The organism is Pseudomonas sp. SID14000, assembly GCF_002165135.1.
Classification (GTDB): domain Bacteria; phylum Pseudomonadota; class Gammaproteobacteria; order Pseudomonadales; family Pseudomonadaceae; genus Aquipseudomonas.
The window spans coordinates 43,078-62,609 of the sequence record NZ_NFZQ01000001.1 but is presented as its reverse complement, the minus strand read 5'-3'; the positions used below and the strand labels follow the sequence as shown (position 1 = coordinate 62,609).

The window sequence follows — 19,532 nt, the reverse complement described above, 5'->3', positions numbered from 1 at the left end:
AGGGGCCTTGTGGGCGAAAGGCAGATGCTGATGGCGCGGCGCAGATGCCAGACGCCCAACAAGGTGCAAATGACCTATGTCCAAGCGTGATTATTATGAGGTACTGGGTGTCGAGCGCGGCGCCAGCGAATCAGACCTCAAGAAGGCTTACCGTCGCCTGGCGATGAAGTACCACCCGGACCGCAACCCAGGCGACAAAGAGTCGGAAGACAAGTTCAAGGAGGCCAACGAGGCCTACGAAGTGCTGTCTGACGCCAGCAAGCGTGCTGCGTTCGATCAGTACGGTCATGCGGGTGTGGACCCGAGCATGGGTGGCGGTGGTGCCGGTTTCGGCGGTGCCAACTTCTCCGACATCTTCGGCGATGTGTTCAGCGACTTCTTCGGTGGCGCTCGCGGCGGCTCGCGTGGCGGCGCCCAGCGTGGTAGCGACCTGCGCTACACCCTAGAGCTGAACCTGGAAGAGGCGGTGCGTGGCACTACGGTCAGCATCCGTGTGCCCACCCTGGTCAACTGCCAGCCTTGCGATGGCTCTGGTGCCAAGAAGGGGTCGACCCCGTCCACCTGCCCGACTTGTGGTGGTATCGGCCAGGTGCGCATGCAGCAGGGCTTCTTCTCGGTGCAGCAAACCTGCCCGCGCTGCCATGGCCAGGGCAAGATCATTACCGATCCCTGCACCTCCTGCCACGGCGAAGGCCGTGTCGAGGAATACAAGACGCTGTCGGTCAAGGTGCCGGCGGGTGTCGATACCGGCGACCGCATCCGCCTGTCGGGCGAGGGCGAGGCCGGTACCCATGGTGGCCCGACTGGCGACCTGTTTGTGGTGATCAGCGTGCGTGAGCACGAGATCTTCCAGCGTGATGGCAAGCACCTGTACTGCGAAGTGCCGATCAGCTATACCGATGCCGCCCTGGGTGGCGAGCTGGAAGTGCCGACCCTCGACGGTCGGGTGAAGCTGAAGATCCCGGAAGGTACCCAGACTGGCAAGCAGTTCCGCCTGCGCGGCAAGGGGGTTGCCCCGGTGCGCGGTGGTGGTGCTGGTGACCTGCTGTGCCGCGTGGCGGTAGAAACCCCTGTCAACCTCAGCCGCCGCCAGCGTGAACTGCTCGAAGAGCTGCGAGATTCGCTTGAAGGCGATAGCTCCCACTCGCCCAAGGCCAGTGGCTGGTTCGATGGTGTGAAGCGCTTCTTCGGCGATCTCTGACAAGGAATTGGCTATGCGACGTATTGCAGTGATGGGCGCGGCAGGGCGGATGGGCAAGACCCTCGTCGAGGCCGTGCAGCAACAGGCCCCCCAGGCGGGCCTGACGGCGGCGATCCATCGCCCGGACAGCACGCTGGTGGGGGCTGATGCCGGTGAGCTGGCGGCCTTGGGGCGTATCGGTGTGCCGATTTCCGACGACCTGGCCAAGGTAGTTGACGAGTTCGACGTGCTGATCGACTTCACCCACCCTTCGGTGACCCTGAAGAACCTGGCGTTCTGCCGCAAGGCGGGCAAGGCCATGGTCATCGGCACCACTGGCTTCACTCCGGAAGAGAAGCAGCAACTGGTCGAAGCCGGCAAGGAGATCCCGATTGTCTTCGCCGCCAACTTCAGTGTTGGCGTCAACCTGTGCCTGAAGCTGCTGGATACCGCGGCGCGTGTGCTGGGTGACGATGTGGATATTGAAATTATCGAGGCGCACCACCGGCACAAGGTCGATGCGCCGTCGGGCACTGCGCTGCGTATGGGTGAAGTGGTTGCCCAGGCGCTGGGTCGTAATCTGCAGGAAGTGGCCGTGTATGGCCGTGAAGGGCAGACCGGTGCACGTGAGCGTCAGACCATCGGCTTCGCCACCGTGCGCGCCGGTGATGTGGTGGGTGATCACACCGTGCTGTTCGCCGCCGAAGGCGAGCGCGTGGAGATCACCCATAAGGCCTCCAGCCGCATGACCTTTGCCAAGGGTGCCGTGCGAGCGGCGCTGTGGCTGGACGGGCGCGAGCCTGGCCTGTATGACATGCAGGATGTGCTCGAGCTGCGTTAAGCAGATAGGGCGGTGCTGGCTTCTCGCGGGTAAGCCCGCTCCCACAGGTGCAGCGTTGCCCTCAGGCCTGGCGCGATCCCTGTGGAAGCGGGTTTACCCGCGAAGAAGCAGCCACAGATGTCAGCCTGTCGCATTGATGTGTTTTAGAGGCACATCTGCGGTAGACCGAAAACGCACTTTTCTGTAAGCTACAGCTTTAGTGTGTCCACTAAAAGCGCGCAGCGAATTGAATTCAGCACATGAAAGCGGGGTGACGTGTCCATACGTCACTCCGCTTTTTTGCAACCTGCGATCGCCCTTTCATGCTTGATTTACGGGAGGTCTTCTTGACAAAGCCAGCCATACTCGCCCTTGCCGACGGCAGTATTTTCCGCGGTGAAGCTATCGGTGCCGACGGTCAAACCGTTGGTGAGGTGGTATTCAACACCGCTATGACCGGCTACCAGGAAATCCTTACAGACCCTTCCTACGCGCAGCAAATCGTTACCCTGACCTACCCGCACATCGGCAACACCGGCACCACGCCGGAAGACGCCGAGTCGAACCGTGTCTGGTCCGCGGGCCTGGTCATCCGCGACCTGCCGCTGCTGGCCAGCAACTGGCGTAACACCCAGTCGCTGCCTGAGTACCTCAAGGCCAACAACGTCGTCGCCATCGCCGGCATCGACACCCGTCGCCTGACCCGGATCCTGCGTGAAAAAGGCGCTCAGAACGGTTGCATCCTCGCCGGTGACAACATCAGCGAAGAGGCCGCCATCGCCGCTGCCCGCGCCTTCCCGGGTCTGAAGGGCATGGACCTGGCCAAGGTCGTTTCCACCAAGGAACGCTACGAGTGGCGCTCCAGCGTGTGGGAACTGAAGACCGACAGCCACCCGACCATCGAAGCCGCTGACCTGCCATACCACGTGGTCGCCTTCGACTACGGCGTCAAGCTGAACATCCTGCGCATGTTGGTTGCCCGTGGCTGCCGCGTGACCGTGGTGCCGGCCCAGACCCCGGCCAGCGAAGTGCTGGCGCTCAATCCTGACGGCGTGTTCCTGTCCAACGGCCCTGGTGACCCCGAGCCGTGCGACTACGCCATCCAGGCGATCAAGGACATCCTCGAGACCGAGATCCCGGTATTCGGCATCTGCCTCGGCCACCAGCTGCTGGCCCTGGCTTCTGGCGCCAAGACCGTGAAAATGGGTCACGGCCACCACGGTGCCAACCACCCGGTCCAGGATCTGGACACCGGTGTGGTCATGATCACCAGCCAGAACCACGGCTTTGCCGTTGACGAGGCCACCCTGCCGGGCAACGTTCGCGCGATCCACAAGTCGCTGTTTGACGGCACCCTGCAGGGTATCGAGCGTACCGACAAGAGCGCGTTCAGCTTCCAGGGCCACCCTGAAGCGAGCCCAGGCCCGACCGACGTCGCGCCACTGTTCGATCGTTTCATCGATGCCATGGCCAAGCGCCGCTGAGCATCCTGCTTCAAGGCCCCGGGCCGGCTTGCGCCGCGCCCGGAAGCGCCTGACCCAGATTGTTCAAAGCGGCTTGCCGACTGACCCCGGATTTGAGTGACAACCATGCCAAAACGTACAGACATCAAAAGCATCCTGATTCTCGGCGCTGGCCCGATCGTGATCGGCCAGGCCTGCGAATTCGACTACTCCGGCGCCCAGGCCTGCAAAGCCCTGCGCGAGGAAGGTTTCCGCGTCATCCTGGTGAACTCCAACCCAGCCACCATCATGACCGACCCGGCCATGGCCGACGCCACCTACATCGAGCCGATCAAGTGGCAGTCGGTGGCCAAGATCATCGAGAAGGAGCGCCCGGACGCGCTGCTGCCGACCATGGGTGGCCAGACCGCACTGAACTGCGCCCTGGACCTGGAGCGCCATGGCGTTCTGGAAAAGTTCGGCGTGGAAATGATCGGTGCAAACGCCGACACCATCGACAAGGCCGAAGACCGCTCGCGCTTCGACAAGGCGATGAAGGACATCGGCCTGGAGTGCCCGCGTTCCGGTATCGCCCATAGCATGGAAGAAGCCAACGCCGTCCTCGAGCGCCTGGGCTTCCCGTGCATCATCCGTCCGTCGTTCACCATGGGCGGCACCGGTGGTGGCATCGCCTACAACCGTGAAGAGTTCGAAGAAATCTGCGCCCGTGGTCTGGACTTGTCGCCGACCAAGGAGCTGCTGATCGACGAATCGCTGATCGGCTGGAAGGAATACGAGATGGAGGTGGTCCGCGACAAGAAGGACAACTGCATCATCGTCTGCTCGATCGAGAACTTCGACCCGATGGGTGTTCACACCGGTGACTCGATCACCGTTGCCCCGGCACAGACCCTGACCGACAAGGAATACCAGATCATGCGCAACGCCTCGCTGGCGGTGCTGCGTGAAATTGGTGTGGAAACCGGCGGTTCCAACGTGCAGTTCGGTATCTGCCCGAACACTGGCCGCATGGTCGTGATCGAGATGAACCCGCGTGTTTCGCGTTCCTCGGCGCTGGCCTCCAAGGCCACCGGCTTCCCGATCGCCAAGATCGCTGCCAAGCTGGCTGTCGGCTACACCCTCGACGAGCTGCAGAACGACATCACTGGCGGCCGCACCCCGGCGTCCTTCGAGCCCTCGATCGACTACGTCGTCACCAAGCTGCCACGCTTCGCCTTCGAGAAATTCCCGAAAGCCGACGCCCGCCTGACCACCCAGATGAAATCCGTGGGTGAAGTCATGGCCATCGGCCGTACCTTCCAGGAGTCGCTGCAGAAAGCCCTGCGCGGCCTGGAAGTCGGCGCCTGTGGCCTCGACCCGAAAGTCGACCTGGCCAGCCCTGAAGCTAACAGCATCCTCAAGCGCGAGCTGACCGTACCGGGCGCCGAGCGTATCTGGTACGTGGCTGACGCCATGCGCGCCGGCATGACCTGCGAGCAGATCTTCGACCTGACCGGCATCGACATGTGGTTCCTGGTGCAGATGGAAGACCTGATCAAAGAGGAAGAGAAGGTCAAGACCCTGGCCCTGTCGTCGATCGACAAGGACTACATGCTGCGCCTCAAGCGCAAGGGCTTCTCTGACCAGCGCCTAGCCAAGCTGCTGGGTATCACCGACAAGAACCTGCGCCGCCACCGCCACAAGCTGGAAGTGTTCCCGGTGTACAAGCGCGTCGACACCTGCGCAGCCGAGTTCGCCACCGACACCGCCTACCTGTACTCCACCTACGAGGAAGAGTGCGAGGCCAACCCGTCGACCCGCGACAAGATCATGATCCTGGGTGGCGGCCCTAACCGTATCGGCCAGGGTATCGAGTTCGACTATTGCTGCGTACACGCCGCACTGGCGCTGCGTGAAGACGGTTACGAGACCATCATGGTCAACTGCAACCCGGAAACCGTCTCCACCGACTACGACACCTCCGACCGCCTGTACTTCGAGCCGCTGACCCTGGAAGACGTGCTGGAAGTGTGCCGCGTCGAGAAGCCAAAAGGCGTGATCGTCCACTACGGCGGCCAGACTCCGCTGAAACTGGCCCGCGCCCTGGAAGAAGCCGGCGTACCGATCATCGGTACCAGCCCGGACGCCATCGACCGCGCCGAAGACCGTGAGCGCTTCCAGCAGATGGTTCAGCGCCTGAACCTGCTGCAGCCGCCAAACGCTACCGTGCGCAGCGAAGAAGAAGCCATCAGCGCTGCTGGCGGCATCGGCTACCCGCTGGTAGTGCGCCCGTCCTACGTACTGGGCGGCCGCGCCATGGAAATCGTCTACGAACTGGACGAGCTCAAGCGTTACTTGCGTGAAGCCGTGCAGGTGTCCAACGACAGCCCGGTACTGCTCGACCACTTCCTCAACTGCGCCATCGAGATGGATGTGGATGCGGTGTGCGACGGCACTGATGTAGTGATTGGCGCGATCATGCAGCACATCGAACAGGCCGGCGTTCACTCCGGTGACTCGGCGTGCTCGCTGCCTCCTTACTCGCTGAGCAAGGAAGTGCAGGACGAAGTCCGCGTACAGGTCAAGAAAATGGCCCTGGAGCTGGGCGTGGTCGGCCTGATGAACGTGCAGCTGGCCCTGCAGGGCGACAAGATCTACGTGATCGAAGTCAACCCGCGTGCCTCGCGTACCGTGCCGTTCGTGTCCAAGTGCATCGGCACCTCCCTGGCGATGATCGCGGCCCGCGTCATGGCTGGCAAAACCCTGAAAGAGCTGGGCTTCACCCAGGAAATCATCCCGAACTTCTACAGCGTCAAGGAAGCCGTCTTCCCGTTCGCCAAGTTCCCGGGGGTTGACCCGATCCTCGGCCCTGAGATGAAATCGACCGGTGAAGTCATGGGTGTCGGTGACAGCTTCGGTGAAGCCTTCGCCAAGGCCCAGATGGGGGCCAGCGAAGTGCTGCCGACCGGCGGTACCGCGTTCATCAGCGTGCGTGACGACGACAAGCCGCAAGTGGCTGGCGTGGCCCGCGACCTGATCGCCCTGGGCTTCGAAGTGGTTGCAACTGCCGGCACCGCCAAGGTTATCGAAGCGGCTGGCCTGAAAGTGCGCCGTGTGAACAAGGTGACCGAAGGTCGCCCGCACGTGGTCGACATGATCAAGAACGACGAAGTGTCGCTGATCATCAATACCACCGAAGGCCGCCAGTCGATCGCCGATTCCTACTCGATTCGTCGCAATGCGCTGCAGCACAAGATTTACTGCACCACCACCATTGCGGCCGGTGAAGCCATCTGCGAGGCGCTGAAATTTGGTCCGGAAAAGACCGTTCGTCGCCTGCAGGATTTGCATGCAGGACTGAAAGCATGAGCATTACCAAGTACCCGATGACCGTCCAGGGCGCTCGCGCCCTGGAAGAGGAGCACCTGTTCCTGAGCAAGACCGAGCGCCCGCGCCTGAGCCAGGCCATCGGCGAAGCGCGCGAACTGGGCGACCTCAAGGAAAACGCCGAATACCATGCTGCCCGTGAGGAGCAGGGCATGGTCGAGGCGCGTATCCGTGATATCGAAGGCCGCCTGCAGAACTCGGTGGTGATCGACGTGACCACCATTGCCCATACCGGCAAGGTCATCTTCGGCACCACTGTGGACCTGGAAAACACCGAGACCGGTGAACAGGTGACCTACCAGATCGTTGGCGAGGACGAGGCCGACGTGAAAAAGGGCAAGCTGTCCAACAGCGCGCCGATCGCTCGTGCCATCATCGGCAAGGAAGAAGGTGATACCGTCGTCGTCAAGACGCCAAACGGCACGGTCGAGTACGAGATTGTCGAAGTCAAGCACATCTGACCGGCACCTGCGGGCGCCATCCCTCGAAGGGATCCTCTGGCAGCTGGCCCAGGTTTTCTGGGTCGGAGGCTTGTGGGTGTTTCACGTTGGGCTGGTGCCTGCGCTCAAGGTCAGTGGCCTGGCGCCGCTGCTTGTGCAGGATATCGCCGGGCAGATCGACCGTTGGCTGATCGGCGTGGCGTTGCTTGGCTTGTTGACTCAGCTGGCAGTGCTGGCGAGGGTGGATGGCCTGGCGGCCTGGTGGCGGCAGTTCCGTGGCCAGATGCTGTTGCTCGGGTTCGGTGCCTGCGTGGGGTATTACACCTTGCGCTACGGTATTTCCGTGGGCGAGCGCTGGCAGTTGCTCTGTTTCCTGGTGTTGGGCTTTTCCGGCATCGTGCTGGTGGCCCAGCCGGTCCCGGTCAAGGCGCGCCGCTAGCCTAGGCTGTCACGGTCCTTGTAGGAGCGGCCTTGTGTCGCGATGGGCTGCGAAGCAGCCCCCTGCAGTATCTGCGCAAAAGCTGATATCCGGGGGCTGCTTCGCAGCCCATCGCGACACAAGGCCGCTCCTACAGGTAGCCCGTCGGTCCGGGCACCCAGCCGTTACTTGTAACGGTGGATGTTGGACAGCTGCTTGTTCGGCTGTGGGTTCTTGCGGTAGATCAGGGCTTTCTTGCCGATGGTCTGCACCAGTTCGGCACGGCCGGCCTTGCACAGTTCGGCAATGGTCTCGGCACGCTCTTCGCGGTCTTCCGAGCGAATCTCGACCTTGATCAGTTCATGGTCGACCAGGGCGCGCTCCAGTTCGGCGATGACGCCCTCATTCAAACCGTTGCCAGCAACGATCAGGACCGGCTTCAGGTCATGACCAATGGACTTGTATTGCTTCTTCTGCTCGTTATTGAGCGGCATAATCTGACCCTTTCCGTCTGATTCTGTAAAATTGACCGGCATTTTACCCGAGGGCCACCGGCTCCGCCCAGTCAATCACGACGCATATCATCGAGGTGCCCCGTGGTACAACGTTCCAAAAGCAGCGCCAACTGGCTGCGAGAGCATTTCAACGATCCTTTTGTGAAACAAGCGCAAAAGGATGGCTACCGCTCGCGTGCGAGCTACAAACTGCTGGAGATCCAGGAAAAGGACCGGCTGATCCGCCCAGGCATGAGCGTGATCGACCTCGGCGCCGCTCCTGGTGGCTGGTCGCAGGTGACCAGTCGTCTGATTGGTGGCCAGGGCCGCTTGATCGCGTCCGACATCCTGGAGATGGACTCGATTCCCGATGTGACCTTCATCCAGGGCGATTTCACCGATGATGAAGTGCTGCAGCGCATTCTCGATGCCGTCGGCGATTCGCACGTAGACCTTGTGATTTCCGACATGGCCCCCAATATGAGTGGTACGCCTGCGGTGGACATGCCGCGGGCCATGTTCCTTTGCGAGCTGGCCCTCGATCTGGCAACCCGCGTGCTAAAGCCCGGCGGCGACTTCCTGATCAAGATTTTCCAGGGCGAAGGTTTTGACGTGTACCTCAAGGACGTGCGCAGCAAGTTCGACAAGGTACAGATGCGCAAACCGTCGTCGTCACGTGACCGTTCCCGCGAGCAGTACCTGCTGGGCAGGGGGTTCAAAGGGGCATGAAAGGCGTGAAGCGGGGTGGCCGATAGTTATTTCCAATCGGCCGCTGCGTCAGGATCGTCCGAACTTCGTGTAGTCTAGCTTTCACAAAGGGTTACAGACGGTGCCTGCGGCTGCGTAGGTAATGTAGTAAGTTAGGGCGATGAATATCATGCGAGGAACGGCTGCGTCGTGCGCCGACCTCAGAGGGTAGCGAATTGAACGACATGGCAAAGAATCTGATCCTGTGGTTGATCATCGCAGCTGTCCTGGTGACGGTGATGAACAACTTCTCCAGCCCTAACGAGCCGCAGACCCTCAACTATTCCGACTTCATCCAGCAGGTCAAGGATGGCAAGGTCGAGCGTGTGACCGTCGACGGCTACATCATTACCGGCAAGCGCGCCGACGGCGACAACTTCAAGACCGTGCGCCCGGCCATTACCGACAACGGCCTGATCGGCGACCTGGTCGACAACCACGTCATCATCGAAGGCAAGCAGCCTGAGCAGCAGAGCATCTGGACCCAGCTGCTGGTGGCCAGTTTCCCGATCCTGGTGATCATTGCCGTGTTCATGTTCTTCATGCGCCAGATGCAGGGCGGTGCGGGCGGCAAGGGCGGGCCGATGAGCTTCGGCAAGAGCAAGGCGCGCCTGCTGTCCGAAGACCAGGTCAAGACCACCCTGGCCGACGTTGCAGGCTGCGACGAAGCCAAGGAAGAGGTCGGCGAGCTGGTCGAGTTCCTGCGCGACCCGGGCAAGTTCCAGCGCCTGGGTGGTCGTATTCCGCGTGGCGTGCTGATGGTCGGCCCGCCCGGTACCGGTAAGACCCTGCTGGCCAAGGCCATCGCCGGCGAGGCGAAGGTGCCGTTCTTCACCATTTCCGGTTCGGACTTCGTGGAAATGTTTGTCGGTGTCGGTGCCAGCCGTGTGCGCGACATGTTCGAACAGGCCAAGAAGCACGCCCCGTGCATCATCTTCATCGACGAGATCGACGCCGTTGGTCGCCATCGTGGCGCCGGCATGGGCGGCGGTCACGATGAGCGTGAGCAAACCCTCAACCAGTTGCTGGTGGAGATGGACGGTTTCGAGATGAACGATGGCATCATCGTCATCGCCGCTACCAACCGCCCGGACGTGCTCGACCCGGCGCTGCTGCGCCCCGGCCGCTTCGACCGCCAGGTGGTGGTCGGCCTGCCGGACATTCGTGGTCGCGAGCAGATCCTCAAGGTGCACATGCGCAAGGTGCCGGTCGGCGAGAACGTCAATCCGGCGGTCATCGCCCGTGGTACCCCCGGCTTCTCCGGTGCAGACCTGGCCAACCTGGTCAACGAGGCTTCGCTGTTTGCCGCGCGCGCCAACAAACGCCTGGTCGAAATGAAAGAGTTCGAACTGGCCAAGGACAAGATCATGATGGGCGCAGAGCGCAAGACCATGGTCATGTCCGAGAAAGAAAAGCAGAACACCGCCTACCACGAGGCTGGCCACGCTATTGTCGGTCGCCTGGTGCCTGAACACGATCCGGTCTACAAGGTTTCGATCATTCCGCGCGGTCGTGCCCTGGGCGTGACCATGTTCCTGCCGGAAGAAGATCGCTACAGCCTGTCCAAGCGCGCACTGATCAGCCAGATTTGCTCGCTGTACGGTGGCCGTATTGCCGAGGAAATGACCTTGGGCTTCGACGGCGTCACTACCGGCGCGTCCAACGACATCATGCGTGCCAGCCAGATTGCCCGTAACATGGTGACCAAGTGGGGTCTTTCCGAAAAACTCGGCCCGCTGATGTATGCCGAGGAAGAAGGCGAGGTGTTCCTGGGCCGCAGTGCTGCCAGCCAGCACGCCAGCGTTTCCGGCGAAACCGCCAAGCTGATCGACTCGGAAGTGCGCAGCATCATCGACCAGTGCTACGCCACGGCCAAGCAGCTGCTCACCGACAACCGCGACAAGCTCGATGCCATGGCCGAAGCGCTGATGAAGTACGAGACCATCGACGCCGAGCAGATTGACGATATCATGGCCGGCCGTACTCCTCGCGAACCGCGCGACTGGGATGATGACTCCGCTTCGGGCAAGCCTGCCGCCCAAGGTGATCGCCCAGAATCGCCGATCGGCGGTCCAGCGGCTCAACACTAAGGCCATCTATGAGCTCAGTGCAGTACCCGACCCGGTTGCCTTGCGGCAACCGGGTTCTTGATTTGTCGCGTACCCATGTCATGGGTATTCTCAATATCACCCCTGATTCCTTCTCCGATGGTGGGCGTTTCAACCAGCGCGACGAGGCGTTGCGTCATGCCGAGGCGATGGTTGCCGCAGGTGCCACGCTGATCGACATCGGCGGCGAGTCCACGCGGCCGGGTGCGCGCGCGGTATCGGTGACCGAGGAGCTGGAGCGGGTAGCACCCATGGTCGAGGCGATCAACAGCCGCCTCGACGTGGTTATCTCGGTCGATACCTCCACGCCGGCGGTCATGCGTGAATCGGCCCGCCTAGGTGCCGGGCTGATCAACGACGTGCGTGCCCTGGAGCGCGATGGTGCTCTGGACGCCGTCGCGGATACCGGCTTGCCGGTGTGCCTCATGCACATGCGTGGCGAGCCGGGTAACATGCAGGACGATCCACATTACGAAGATGTGACCGCCGACGTTACGCGTTATCTTGAACAGCGTATGACCGCCTGCGCTGCGGCGGGCATCGACGCGAACAGAATCATCCTTGATCCGGGCTTCGGTTTCGCCAAGACGCTGGCGCACAACCTGAGCCTGTTCAAGCACATGGAAGCGCTCTATCGCCTGGGGCGCCCGCTGTTGGTGGGTGTTTCACGAAAGAGCATGATCGGCCTGACGCTGGAACGTCCGGTCGGCGAGCGTTTGTACGGCAGCCTTGCGCTGGCGGCGTTGGCCATGACCAAGGGGGCGAGCATCCTTCGTGTCCATGACGTGGCCGAAACCGTTGATGTGGTGCGCATGATCGCTGCGGTGCAAAACGCCGAATAAGAACATTGGAGTCCCTATGAGCAGAAAATACTTTGGTACCGACGGCATTCGTGGCCGCGTCGGCGAATACCCGATCACGCCTGACTTCATGCTGAAGCTTGGCTGGGCGGCCGGCATGGCCTTCCGCAAGCAAGGCCACTGCCGGGTGCTGGTGGGCAAGGACACGCGCATTTCCGGGTACATGTTCGAGTCCGCACTCGAAGCCGGCCTGTCCGCGGCGGGTGCCGATGTGATGCTGCTAGGGCCGATGCCGACGCCGGCTATCGCCTATCTGACCCGTACCTTCCACGCCGAAGCTGGCATCGTCATCAGTGCCTCGCACAACCCGCACGATGACAACGGCATCAAGTTCTTCTCGGGTCAGGGGACCAAGCTGCCGGACGAAGTCGAGCTGATGATCGAGGAGTTGCTCGACCAGCCGATGACCGTTGTCGAGTCGAGCAAGCTGGGCAAGGTTTCTCGCATTAACGATGCCGCTGGCCGCTACATCGAGTTCTGTAAGAGCAGCGTGCCGACCAGCACCAGCTTCGACGGCCTCAAGCTGGTTGTCGATTGCGCCCATGGTGCCACCTACAAGGTTGCGCCAAGTGTGTTCCGCGAGTTGGGTGCCGAAGTGACCGTGCTGCACGCTCAGCCCGACGGCCTGAACATCAATGAAGGCTGCGGCTCGACCCATATCGAATCGCTGCAGGCCGCCGTACTGGTGGGCCATGCCGACCTGGGCATCGCTTTCGACGGTGACGGCGACCGTGTGCTGATGGTCGACCATACCGGTGCCATCGTCGATGGTGACGAGCTGCTGTTCATCATCGCACGCGACCTGCAGGACCGTGGCAAGCTGCAGGGTGGTGTAGTGGGCACGCTGATGAGCAACCTGGGCCTGGAGCTTGCGCTGAAGGACCTGGATATCCCGTTCGTGCGGGCCAAGGTCGGCGACCGTTATGTCATGGCCGAGCTGCTGGAGCGTGAGTGGCTGGTCGGTGGTGAAAACTCCGGTCATGTCGTGTGCTGCAACCACACCACCACGGGTGACGCGATCATCGCTGCGCTGCAGGTGCTGATGGCGCTCAAGCGCCGTGGCGAAACCCTGGCCCAGGCCCGTCAGGCCCTGCGCAAGTGCCCGCAGGTGCTGATCAACGTGCGCTACGGTGCCAGCAAGGTCGACCCGCTGGAGCACCCGTCGGTCAAGGAAGCCAGTGCCAAGGTGACCGAGGCGTTGGCTGGTCGCGGCCGCGTGCTGCTGCGCAAGTCCGGTACCGAACCGTTGGTGCGGGTAATGGTCGAGGGCGAGGACGAAAGCCAGGTGCGTGCGCACGCAGAAGCGCTGGCCAAACTGGTCGGCGAAGTTTGTGCCTGAAGGCGCTTGCCAGCGCAGATAGGGTTGGGTACTATCTGCGCCCACTTTGACCGACGAGGTAAAGCATGCGTCGCCCTATGGTAGCTGGTAACTGGAAGATGCACGGTACCCGCGCTAGCGTCGCTGAGCTGACCGAAGGCTTGAGAAATCTGGCCTTGCCGAGCGGAGTGGAAGTCGCTGTGTTTCCACCGGCCTTGTTCATCAATCAAGTGATCGATGGCCTGGCAGGTAAGGGAATTACTGTCGGCGCACAGAATTCTGCAGTACAACCCGAACAGGGTGCGCTGACCGGAGAAGTTGCTCCGGAACAGCTGGTTGAAGCAGGTTGCAAGTTGGTGTTGATTGGTCATTCGGAGCGTCGCCAGATCATTGGTGAAACCGACGAAGTGCTCAATCGCAAGTTTGCAGCGGCCCAGGCCAAAGGTTTGAAGCCAGTGCTTTGCATCGGGGAAACCCTTGAAGAGCGCGAGGCTGGCAAAACGCTCGAAGTTGTCGGGCGTCAACTAAGCAGTATCATCGAAGCATTCGGTGTTAAGGCTTTTGCCAATGCAGTAATTGCCTATGAGCCTGTATGGGCCATCGGCACCGGCCTTACGGCCACGCCACAGCAGGCCCAGGATGTGCACGCAGCCATCCGCGGCCAGCTGGCGGCAGAAGATGCTGAAGTGGCTGCGAAGGTGCAGTTGCTCTACGGCGGCAGCGTGAAGGCGGCCAATGCGGCCGAACTGTTCGGCATGCCGGATATCGATGGGGGGCTCATTGGTGGGGCTTCCCTGAACGCAGACGAATTCGGTGCAATTTGTCGCGCCGCAGGAAACTGAACAAATGCTGGAAACAGTCGTCGTTGTTTTTCATCTGTTGGCAGCGCTGTCGCTTGTAGTGCTGGTTCTGTTGCAACAGGGTAAGGGTGCGGAAGCAGGTGCATCTTTCGGCGCGGGTGCTTCAAATACCGTGTTCGGGAGCCAGGGCTCTGCAACGTTCCTAAGTAAATTAACTGCTATACTCGCTGCCACTTTCTTTTTGACAGCACTTGGGTTAGGATACTTCGCGAAGCAACAAGCTCACCAGCTTAGCCAAGCAGGTCTTCCAGATCCAGCAGCGCTAGAAGTGAAAGAGCCGCAGAAACCGGCAGTTAATGATGATGTACCGGTGCTCCAGCAGCAGAAGAGCGAAACCACTCCTAATACGGGTGATGTACCTCCTCCGGCACAAGAGCAGAAGTAACGGGTTTCAAGTAGTAGTATTGCCGAGGTGGTGGAATTGGTAGACACGCAACCTTGAGGTGGTTGTGCCCATAGGGTGTAGGGGTTCGAGTCCCCTTCTCGGTACCAATTAAAGCTTGAGAGCCCGCTTTAGCGGGCTTTCTTGCAGGTGAAGGTTCGGATTTGACCCTCAAGAGGGTTCGGTCTTATACTTTCGCCCCAGCTTTGTCGCGGGGTGGAGCAGCTTGGTAGCTCGTCGGGCTCATAACCCGAAGGTCGTTGGTTCAAATCCAGCCCCCGCAACCAGCTTCAGCGGAGCCCCTTTTCAGGGGCTTTTTGCTAACCGAACAGTTTTCGGCGTCGTTGTCCAACGGCGCTTTCAGGGATGGGCGCTTCGCCCATTTTTTATTTGCACAGCATGCACGAGGGGGTTCAGGTGTCGAGCAAGCTAGAACAGTTGCAGGCCTTGTTGGCCCCGGTTGTCGAGGGTCTGGGCTATCAGTGCTGGGGGATCGAATACGTTTCCCAGGGTAAGCATTCGGTACTGCGCATCTACATCGACAAGGAAGGCGGTATTCTGGTGGACGACTGCGAAGCGGTCAGCCGTCAGGCCAGCGCGATCCTCGATGTGGAAGATCCGATCAGCAGTGAATACACCCTCGAGGTGTCTTCTCCAGGCATGGATCGCCCACTGTTCACTCTGGAACAGTTTGCCTCGCATGCCGGCGAACAAGTGAAGATCAAGCTGCGCTCACCCTTCGAGGGTCGTCGTAACTTCCAGGGCCTTCTCCGCGGTGTGGAGGAGCAGGATGTGGTGGTCCAGGTGGACAATCAAGAGTTCCTGTTGCCGATCGACTCGATCGACAAGGCCAATATTATTCCCAGTTTTGACTGAGACGTGCCGGGCCCGGCGGACGATCCGGGCCCAATGGCTTGCGCAAGGCGAGGCGTACGATGAGCAAAGAAGTACTGCTGGTTGTTGAATCGGTATCCAACGAAAAAGGTGTACCGCCCGGCGTCATTTTCGAAGCGCTGGAAGTGGCACTGGCCACTGCAACCAAAAAACGTTTTGAAGACGAAGTCGACCTGCGTGTGGAAATCAACCGCCACACCGGTAGCTACGAGACCTTCCGTCGTTGGACTGTGGTCGACGAAGCCGATCTTGATGATCCGGCGATCGAGACCTGGTTGAGCAAGATCCACGAAACCCACCCTGATGCCAAGGTCGGTGACGTGATCGAAGAGAAGATCGAGTCCATCGAGTTCGGTCGTATCGCCGCCCAGACCGCCAAGCAGGTCATCGTGCAGAAGGTCCGTGAGGCCGAGCGTGCCCAGGTGGTCGATGCCTACCGCGAGCGCGTTGGCGAGATCATCTCCGGTACCGTTAAAAAGGTTACCCGCGACAACGTCATCGTTGACCTGGGCAACAATGCCGAGGCCCTGCTGGCCCGCGAAGACATCATTCCGCGCGAGACCTTCCGTGTTGGCGTGCGCCTGCGTGCGCTGCTCAAGGAAATTCGCACCGAGAACCGTGGCCCACAGCTGATCCTGTCGCGCACCGCGCCACAGATGCTGATCGAGCTTTTCCGCATCGAAGTGCCGGAAATTGCCGAGGGCCTTATCGAAGTCATGGCTGCCTCCCGTGATCCGGGGTCGCGAGCCAAGATCGCCGTCCGCTCCAAGGACAAACGCATCGACCCGCAAGGCGCCTGCATCGGCATGCGTGGTTCGCGCGTCCAGGCCGTATCCGGGGAGTTGGGTGGTGAGCGTGTGGATATCGTCCTGTGGGACGATAACCCGGCGCAGTTCGTCATCAACGCCATGTCGCCGGCTGAAGTCGCGGCGATCATCGTTGATGAAGATGCCCATGCCATGGACATCGCCGTTGCCGAGGATAACCTGGCCCAGGCCATTGGTCGTGGCGGTCAGAACGTTCGCCTGGCCAGTCAGCTGACCGGCTGGACCCTGAACGTGATGACCGAGAAGGACATCCAGGCCAAGCAGCAGGCCGAAACCGGTGACATCCTGCGCAATTTCATCGATGAACTGGAAGTCGACGAGGAGCTGGCCCAAGTGCTGGTCGACGAAGGCTTCACCAGCCTTGAAGAGATTGCCTACGTACCGTTGGAAGAAATGCTCAACATCGATGGCTTTGACGAGGACATCGTCAACGAGCTCCGCGCTCGAGCCAAGGACCGTTTGTTGACCAAGGCCATCGCTACCGAAGAAAAACTGGCAGACGCCCATCCGGCTGACGACCTGCTCTCCCTTGAGGGCATGGACAAGGACCTGGCGGCGGAACTGGCGGTGCGCGGCGTGGTTAACCGCGAAGACCTGGCCGAGCAGTCGATAGACGATCTGCTCGACATCGACGGCATCGACGAAGAGCGTGCCGGCAAGTTGATCATGGCCGCCCGAGCCCACTGGTTCGAGTAATTAGGCGCGGCCTGAGGAGAGAAGTGCATGACGCAAGTCACGGTGAAAGAACTGGCCCAAGAGGTCGAGGCACCGGTAGAGCGCCTGCTGCAGCAGATGCGTGAGGCAGGTCTGCCGCACACCGACGCCGGTCAGGTAGTGACCGACAATGAGAAGCAGACCCTGCTGACTCATTTGAAGAGCAGCCACAAGAGCAAGGCGGAAGAGCCGCGCAAGATTACCTTGCAGCGCAAAACCACCAGCACCCTGCGTGTCGCCGGTAGCAAGAGCATCAGCGTAGAAGTACGCAAGAAGAAAGTATTCGTGCAGCGCAGCCCGGAAGAAATCCAGGCTGAGCAGAAGCGTGAGCTGGAAGAGCGCCGCGCGGCTGAAAACGCCGCTCGCGAGAAGGTCGAGGCCGAAGTTCGCCAGCGTAACGAAGAGCAGGCTCGCCGTCAGGCCGCCGAAACCGCTGCTGTAGCCCCTGCGCCCGCTGCCAAGCCGGAGTCGGCGCCTGCCGCTGCCCCGGCCCCGGTAGTTGCAGACGCCCCTGCGTCCGAAGACGCCGCAGCGCGTGCTGCCGAGCGCAAGAAGGACGAAGCCCGTCGCAACGAAGGCCGCACCCGTGACGAAGACCGTCGTGGTGGCGAGCGTCGTGGTGAGGCCCCGCGCGTGTCGATCAAGGTCAAGGTCAAGGAGAAGGAAAAGGCTCCGACTCCACGTGCCGCGCCGCGCACCACCGATGAAGAGAGCGATGGCGTACGCCGTGGCCGCGGTGGCAAGAGCAAGCTGAAGAAGCGCAACCAGCACGGCTTCCAGAACCCGACCGGCCCAGTCATTCGTGACGTGACCATCGGTGAGACCATCACCGTCTCGGAACTGGCCCAGCAGATGTCGGTCAAGGCCGCTGAAGTGGTCAAGTTCATGTTCAAGCTGGGTACCCCGGTCACCATCAACCAGGTGCTCGACCAGGAAACCGCTCAGCTGGTCGCCGAAGAACTGGGCCACAAAGTGACCCTGGTCAGCGATACTGCCCTGGAAGATTCCCTGGCCGAATCGCTGAAGTTCGAAGGTGAAGTGGAATCGCGTGCGCCGGTCGTTACCGTCATGGGTCACGTTGACCATGGTAAGACCTCGCTGCTCGACTACATCCGTCGTGCCAAGGTTGCCGCTGGCGAAGCTGGTGGTATTACTCAGCACATCGGCGCCTACCACGTGGAAACCGACCGCGGCATGGTTACCTTCCTCGATACCCCAGGCCACGCTGCGTTCACCGCAATGCGTGCCCGTGGTGCCAAGGCCACCGACATCGTCATCCTGGTGGTAGCGGCGGACGATGGTGTGATGCCGCAAACCCGCGAAGCCGTTCAGCATGCCAAGGCAGCTGGCGTTCCGCTGGTGGTCGCGGTGAACAAGATCGACAAGCCGGGTGCTGACATCGACCGCATCCGCAACGAGCTGGCCGTCGAAGGCGTCACTTCCGAGGACTGGGGTGGTGATACTCCGTTCGTCAAGGTTTCGGCGAAGATGGGTACCGGCGTTGACGAGCTGCTCGAAGCTGTCCTGCTGCAGGCCGAGATCCTTGAGCTGACCGCAACCCCGACCGCTCCAGGTCGTGGTGTGGTTGTCGAATCGCGCCTGGACAAGGGCCGTGGCCCGGTGGCGACCATCCTGGTTCAGGACGGTACCCTGCGTCAGGGCGACATGGTCCTGTGCGGTTCCAACTATGGCCGTGTGCGTGCCATGCTCGACGAGAACGGCAAGCCTGTGAAGGAAGCCGGCCCGTCGATCCCGGTCGAAATCCTCGGCCTGGACGGTACCCCGGAAGCCGGTGACGAGCTGTCCGTGGTTGCCGACGAGAAGAAGGCTCGTGAAGTTGCCCTGTTCCGTCAAGGCAAGTACCGCGAGGTCAAGCTGGCCCGTGCTCATGCAGGCAAGCTGGAAAACATCTTCGAGACCATGGGTCAGGAAGAGAAGAAGACCCTCAACATCGTCCTCAAGACTGACGTGCGTGGTTCCCTGGAAGCACTGCAGGGTTCGCTGTCGGGCCTGGGCAACGACGAAGTTCAGGTACGCGTGATCGGTGGCGGCGTCGGTGGTATCACCGAAAGCGACGCCAACCTGGCGCTGGCTTCGAATGCAGTACTGTTCGGCTTCAACGTGCGTGCCGATGCCGGCGCGCGCAAGATCGTCGAGCAGGAAGGTCTGGATATGCGTTACTACAACGTGATCTACGACATCATCGAAGACGTCAAGAAGGCCCTGACCGGCATGCTCGGCAGCGATGTTCGCGAGAACATCCTGGGTGTCGCCGAAGTGCGTGACGTGTTCCGTTCGCCGAAGTTCGGCGCCATCGCTGGCTGTATGGTCATCGAGGGTACCGTGTACCGCAACCGTCCGATCCGCGTACTGCGCGAAGACGTTGTGATCTTCGAAGGCGAGCTGGAGTCGCTGCGTCGCTTCAAGGACGACGCTTCCGAAGTGCGTAACGGCATGGAGTGCGGTATTGGCGTGAAGAGCTACAACGACGTCAAGGTCGGCGACAAGATCGAAGTCTTCGAGAAAGTCCAGGTGGCTCGTACCCTGTAAGGGGCGAGCGTGGTGCAGGCCCCGCCCCAGGGCGGCTGGCAGCGCCTCTGAAGGTAGCGCCCGGTCAGGCTTCAGCTTGACCGGGCGTTTG

The 19,532-nt window shown here is 61.2% G+C and carries 16 protein-coding genes and 2 tRNA genes; 17 read left to right on the top strand and 1 reads right to left on the bottom strand.

Features of this window, described 5'->3' with window-relative positions:
* Positions 1-76 precede the first annotated feature (76 nt).
* The 6 genes from dnaJ to CAY82_RS00255 all read left to right on the top strand — a co-directional run bounded on the left by dnaJ (position 77) and on the right by CAY82_RS00255 (position 7,708).
* Positions 77-1,201 carry a molecular chaperone DnaJ gene (gene dnaJ / locus CAY82_RS00280; RefSeq protein WP_087499446.1) on the top strand — a complete coding sequence of 375 codons (1,125 nt, stop codon included), beginning with the start codon at positions 77-79 and terminating at the stop codon, positions 1,199-1,201.
* A 13-nt stretch (positions 1,202-1,214) separates the two neighbouring features.
* Positions 1,215-2,021 carry a 4-hydroxy-tetrahydrodipicolinate reductase gene (gene dapB, locus CAY82_RS00275; RefSeq protein WP_087499445.1) on the top strand — a complete coding sequence of 269 codons (807 nt, stop codon included), beginning with the start codon at positions 1,215-1,217 and terminating at the stop codon, positions 2,019-2,021.
* Between the two features lie 326 nt (positions 2,022-2,347).
* Positions 2,348-3,484 (top strand): glutamine-hydrolyzing carbamoyl-phosphate synthase small subunit, encoded by a 1,137-nt coding sequence (gene carA / locus CAY82_RS00270; RefSeq protein ID WP_025340706.1) that lies wholly within the window; start codon positions 2,348-2,350, stop codon positions 3,482-3,484.
* A gap of 105 nt (positions 3,485-3,589) precedes the next feature.
* Positions 3,590-6,811: a carbamoyl-phosphate synthase large subunit gene (gene carB, locus CAY82_RS00265; protein ID WP_063911794.1), complete on the top strand. Its 3,222-nt coding sequence runs from the start codon at positions 3,590-3,592 to the stop codon at positions 6,809-6,811.
* Positions 6,808-7,290, top strand: coding sequence for a transcription elongation factor GreA (gene greA / locus CAY82_RS00260; protein ID WP_170931002.1), 483 nt, complete (start codon positions 6,808-6,810; stop codon positions 7,288-7,290). The genes carB and greA overlap by 4 nt, the downstream gene beginning before the upstream one ends.
* Positions 7,268-7,708: an MFS transporter gene (locus CAY82_RS00255; RefSeq protein ID WP_087499444.1), complete on the top strand. Its 441-nt coding sequence runs from the start codon at positions 7,268-7,270 to the stop codon at positions 7,706-7,708. Before greA ends, CAY82_RS00255 begins: the two co-directional genes overlap by 23 nt.
* A gap of 164 nt (positions 7,709-7,872) precedes the next feature.
* On the opposite strand, the gene yhbY is transcribed toward CAY82_RS00255, so the two are convergent.
* Positions 7,873-8,181 carry a ribosome assembly RNA-binding protein YhbY gene (gene yhbY, locus CAY82_RS00250; protein WP_003249945.1) on the bottom strand — a complete coding sequence of 103 codons (309 nt, stop codon included), beginning with the start codon at positions 8,179-8,181 and terminating at the stop codon, positions 7,873-7,875.
* A 102-nt stretch (positions 8,182-8,283) separates the two neighbouring features.
* Here yhbY and rlmE point away from each other — a divergent pair, with 102 nt between their 5' ends.
* From rlmE to infB, 11 genes are all read left to right on the top strand, one after another.
* The gene (gene rlmE, locus CAY82_RS00245; protein ID WP_087499443.1) at positions 8,284-8,910 is read left to right on the top strand and encodes a 23S rRNA (uridine(2552)-2'-O)-methyltransferase RlmE; all 627 of its coding nucleotides are present in this window, start codon (positions 8,284-8,286) and stop codon (positions 8,908-8,910) included.
* Between the two features lie 203 nt (positions 8,911-9,113).
* Positions 9,114-11,018: an ATP-dependent zinc metalloprotease FtsH gene (gene ftsH / locus CAY82_RS00240; protein ID WP_015271861.1), complete on the top strand. Its 1,905-nt coding sequence runs from the start codon at positions 9,114-9,116 to the stop codon at positions 11,016-11,018.
* A gap of 8 nt (positions 11,019-11,026) precedes the next feature.
* Positions 11,027-11,878: a dihydropteroate synthase gene (gene folP / locus CAY82_RS00235; protein WP_087499442.1), complete on the top strand. Its 852-nt coding sequence runs from the start codon at positions 11,027-11,029 to the stop codon at positions 11,876-11,878.
* A 16-nt stretch (positions 11,879-11,894) separates the two neighbouring features.
* Entirely contained in the window at positions 11,895-13,235 is a 1,341-nt protein-coding gene (glmM, locus tag CAY82_RS00230; protein WP_087499441.1) for a phosphoglucosamine mutase, read from the top strand.
* A 65-nt stretch (positions 13,236-13,300) separates the two neighbouring features.
* A complete protein-coding gene (gene tpiA / locus CAY82_RS00225; protein ID WP_063911791.1) occupies positions 13,301-14,056 on the top strand; it encodes a triose-phosphate isomerase in 756 nt (251 codons plus the stop codon).
* Positions 14,057-14,060: 4 nt separating this feature from the next.
* A complete protein-coding gene (secG, locus tag CAY82_RS00220) occupies positions 14,061-14,459 on the top strand; it encodes a preprotein translocase subunit SecG (RefSeq protein ID WP_087499440.1) in 399 nt (132 codons plus the stop codon).
* Between the two features lie 21 nt (positions 14,460-14,480).
* A tRNA-Leu gene (locus CAY82_RS00215) sits at positions 14,481-14,566 on the top strand.
* Between the two features lie 100 nt (positions 14,567-14,666).
* Positions 14,667-14,743 (top strand) — tRNA-Met (locus tag CAY82_RS00210).
* 130 nt (positions 14,744-14,873) lie between these two features.
* Entirely contained in the window at positions 14,874-15,332 is a 459-nt protein-coding gene (gene rimP / locus CAY82_RS00205) for a ribosome maturation factor RimP (RefSeq protein ID WP_003249960.1), read from the top strand.
* A 59-nt stretch (positions 15,333-15,391) separates the two neighbouring features.
* A complete protein-coding gene (nusA, locus tag CAY82_RS00200) occupies positions 15,392-16,873 on the top strand; it encodes a transcription termination factor NusA (protein WP_087499439.1) in 1,482 nt (493 codons plus the stop codon).
* 27 nt (positions 16,874-16,900) lie between these two features.
* On the top strand, positions 16,901-19,441 hold the full coding sequence (gene infB / locus CAY82_RS00195; RefSeq protein WP_087499438.1) for a translation initiation factor IF-2: 2,541 nt from the start codon (positions 16,901-16,903) through the stop codon (positions 19,439-19,441).
* The last annotated feature ends 91 nt before the right edge of the window (positions 19,442-19,532 follow it).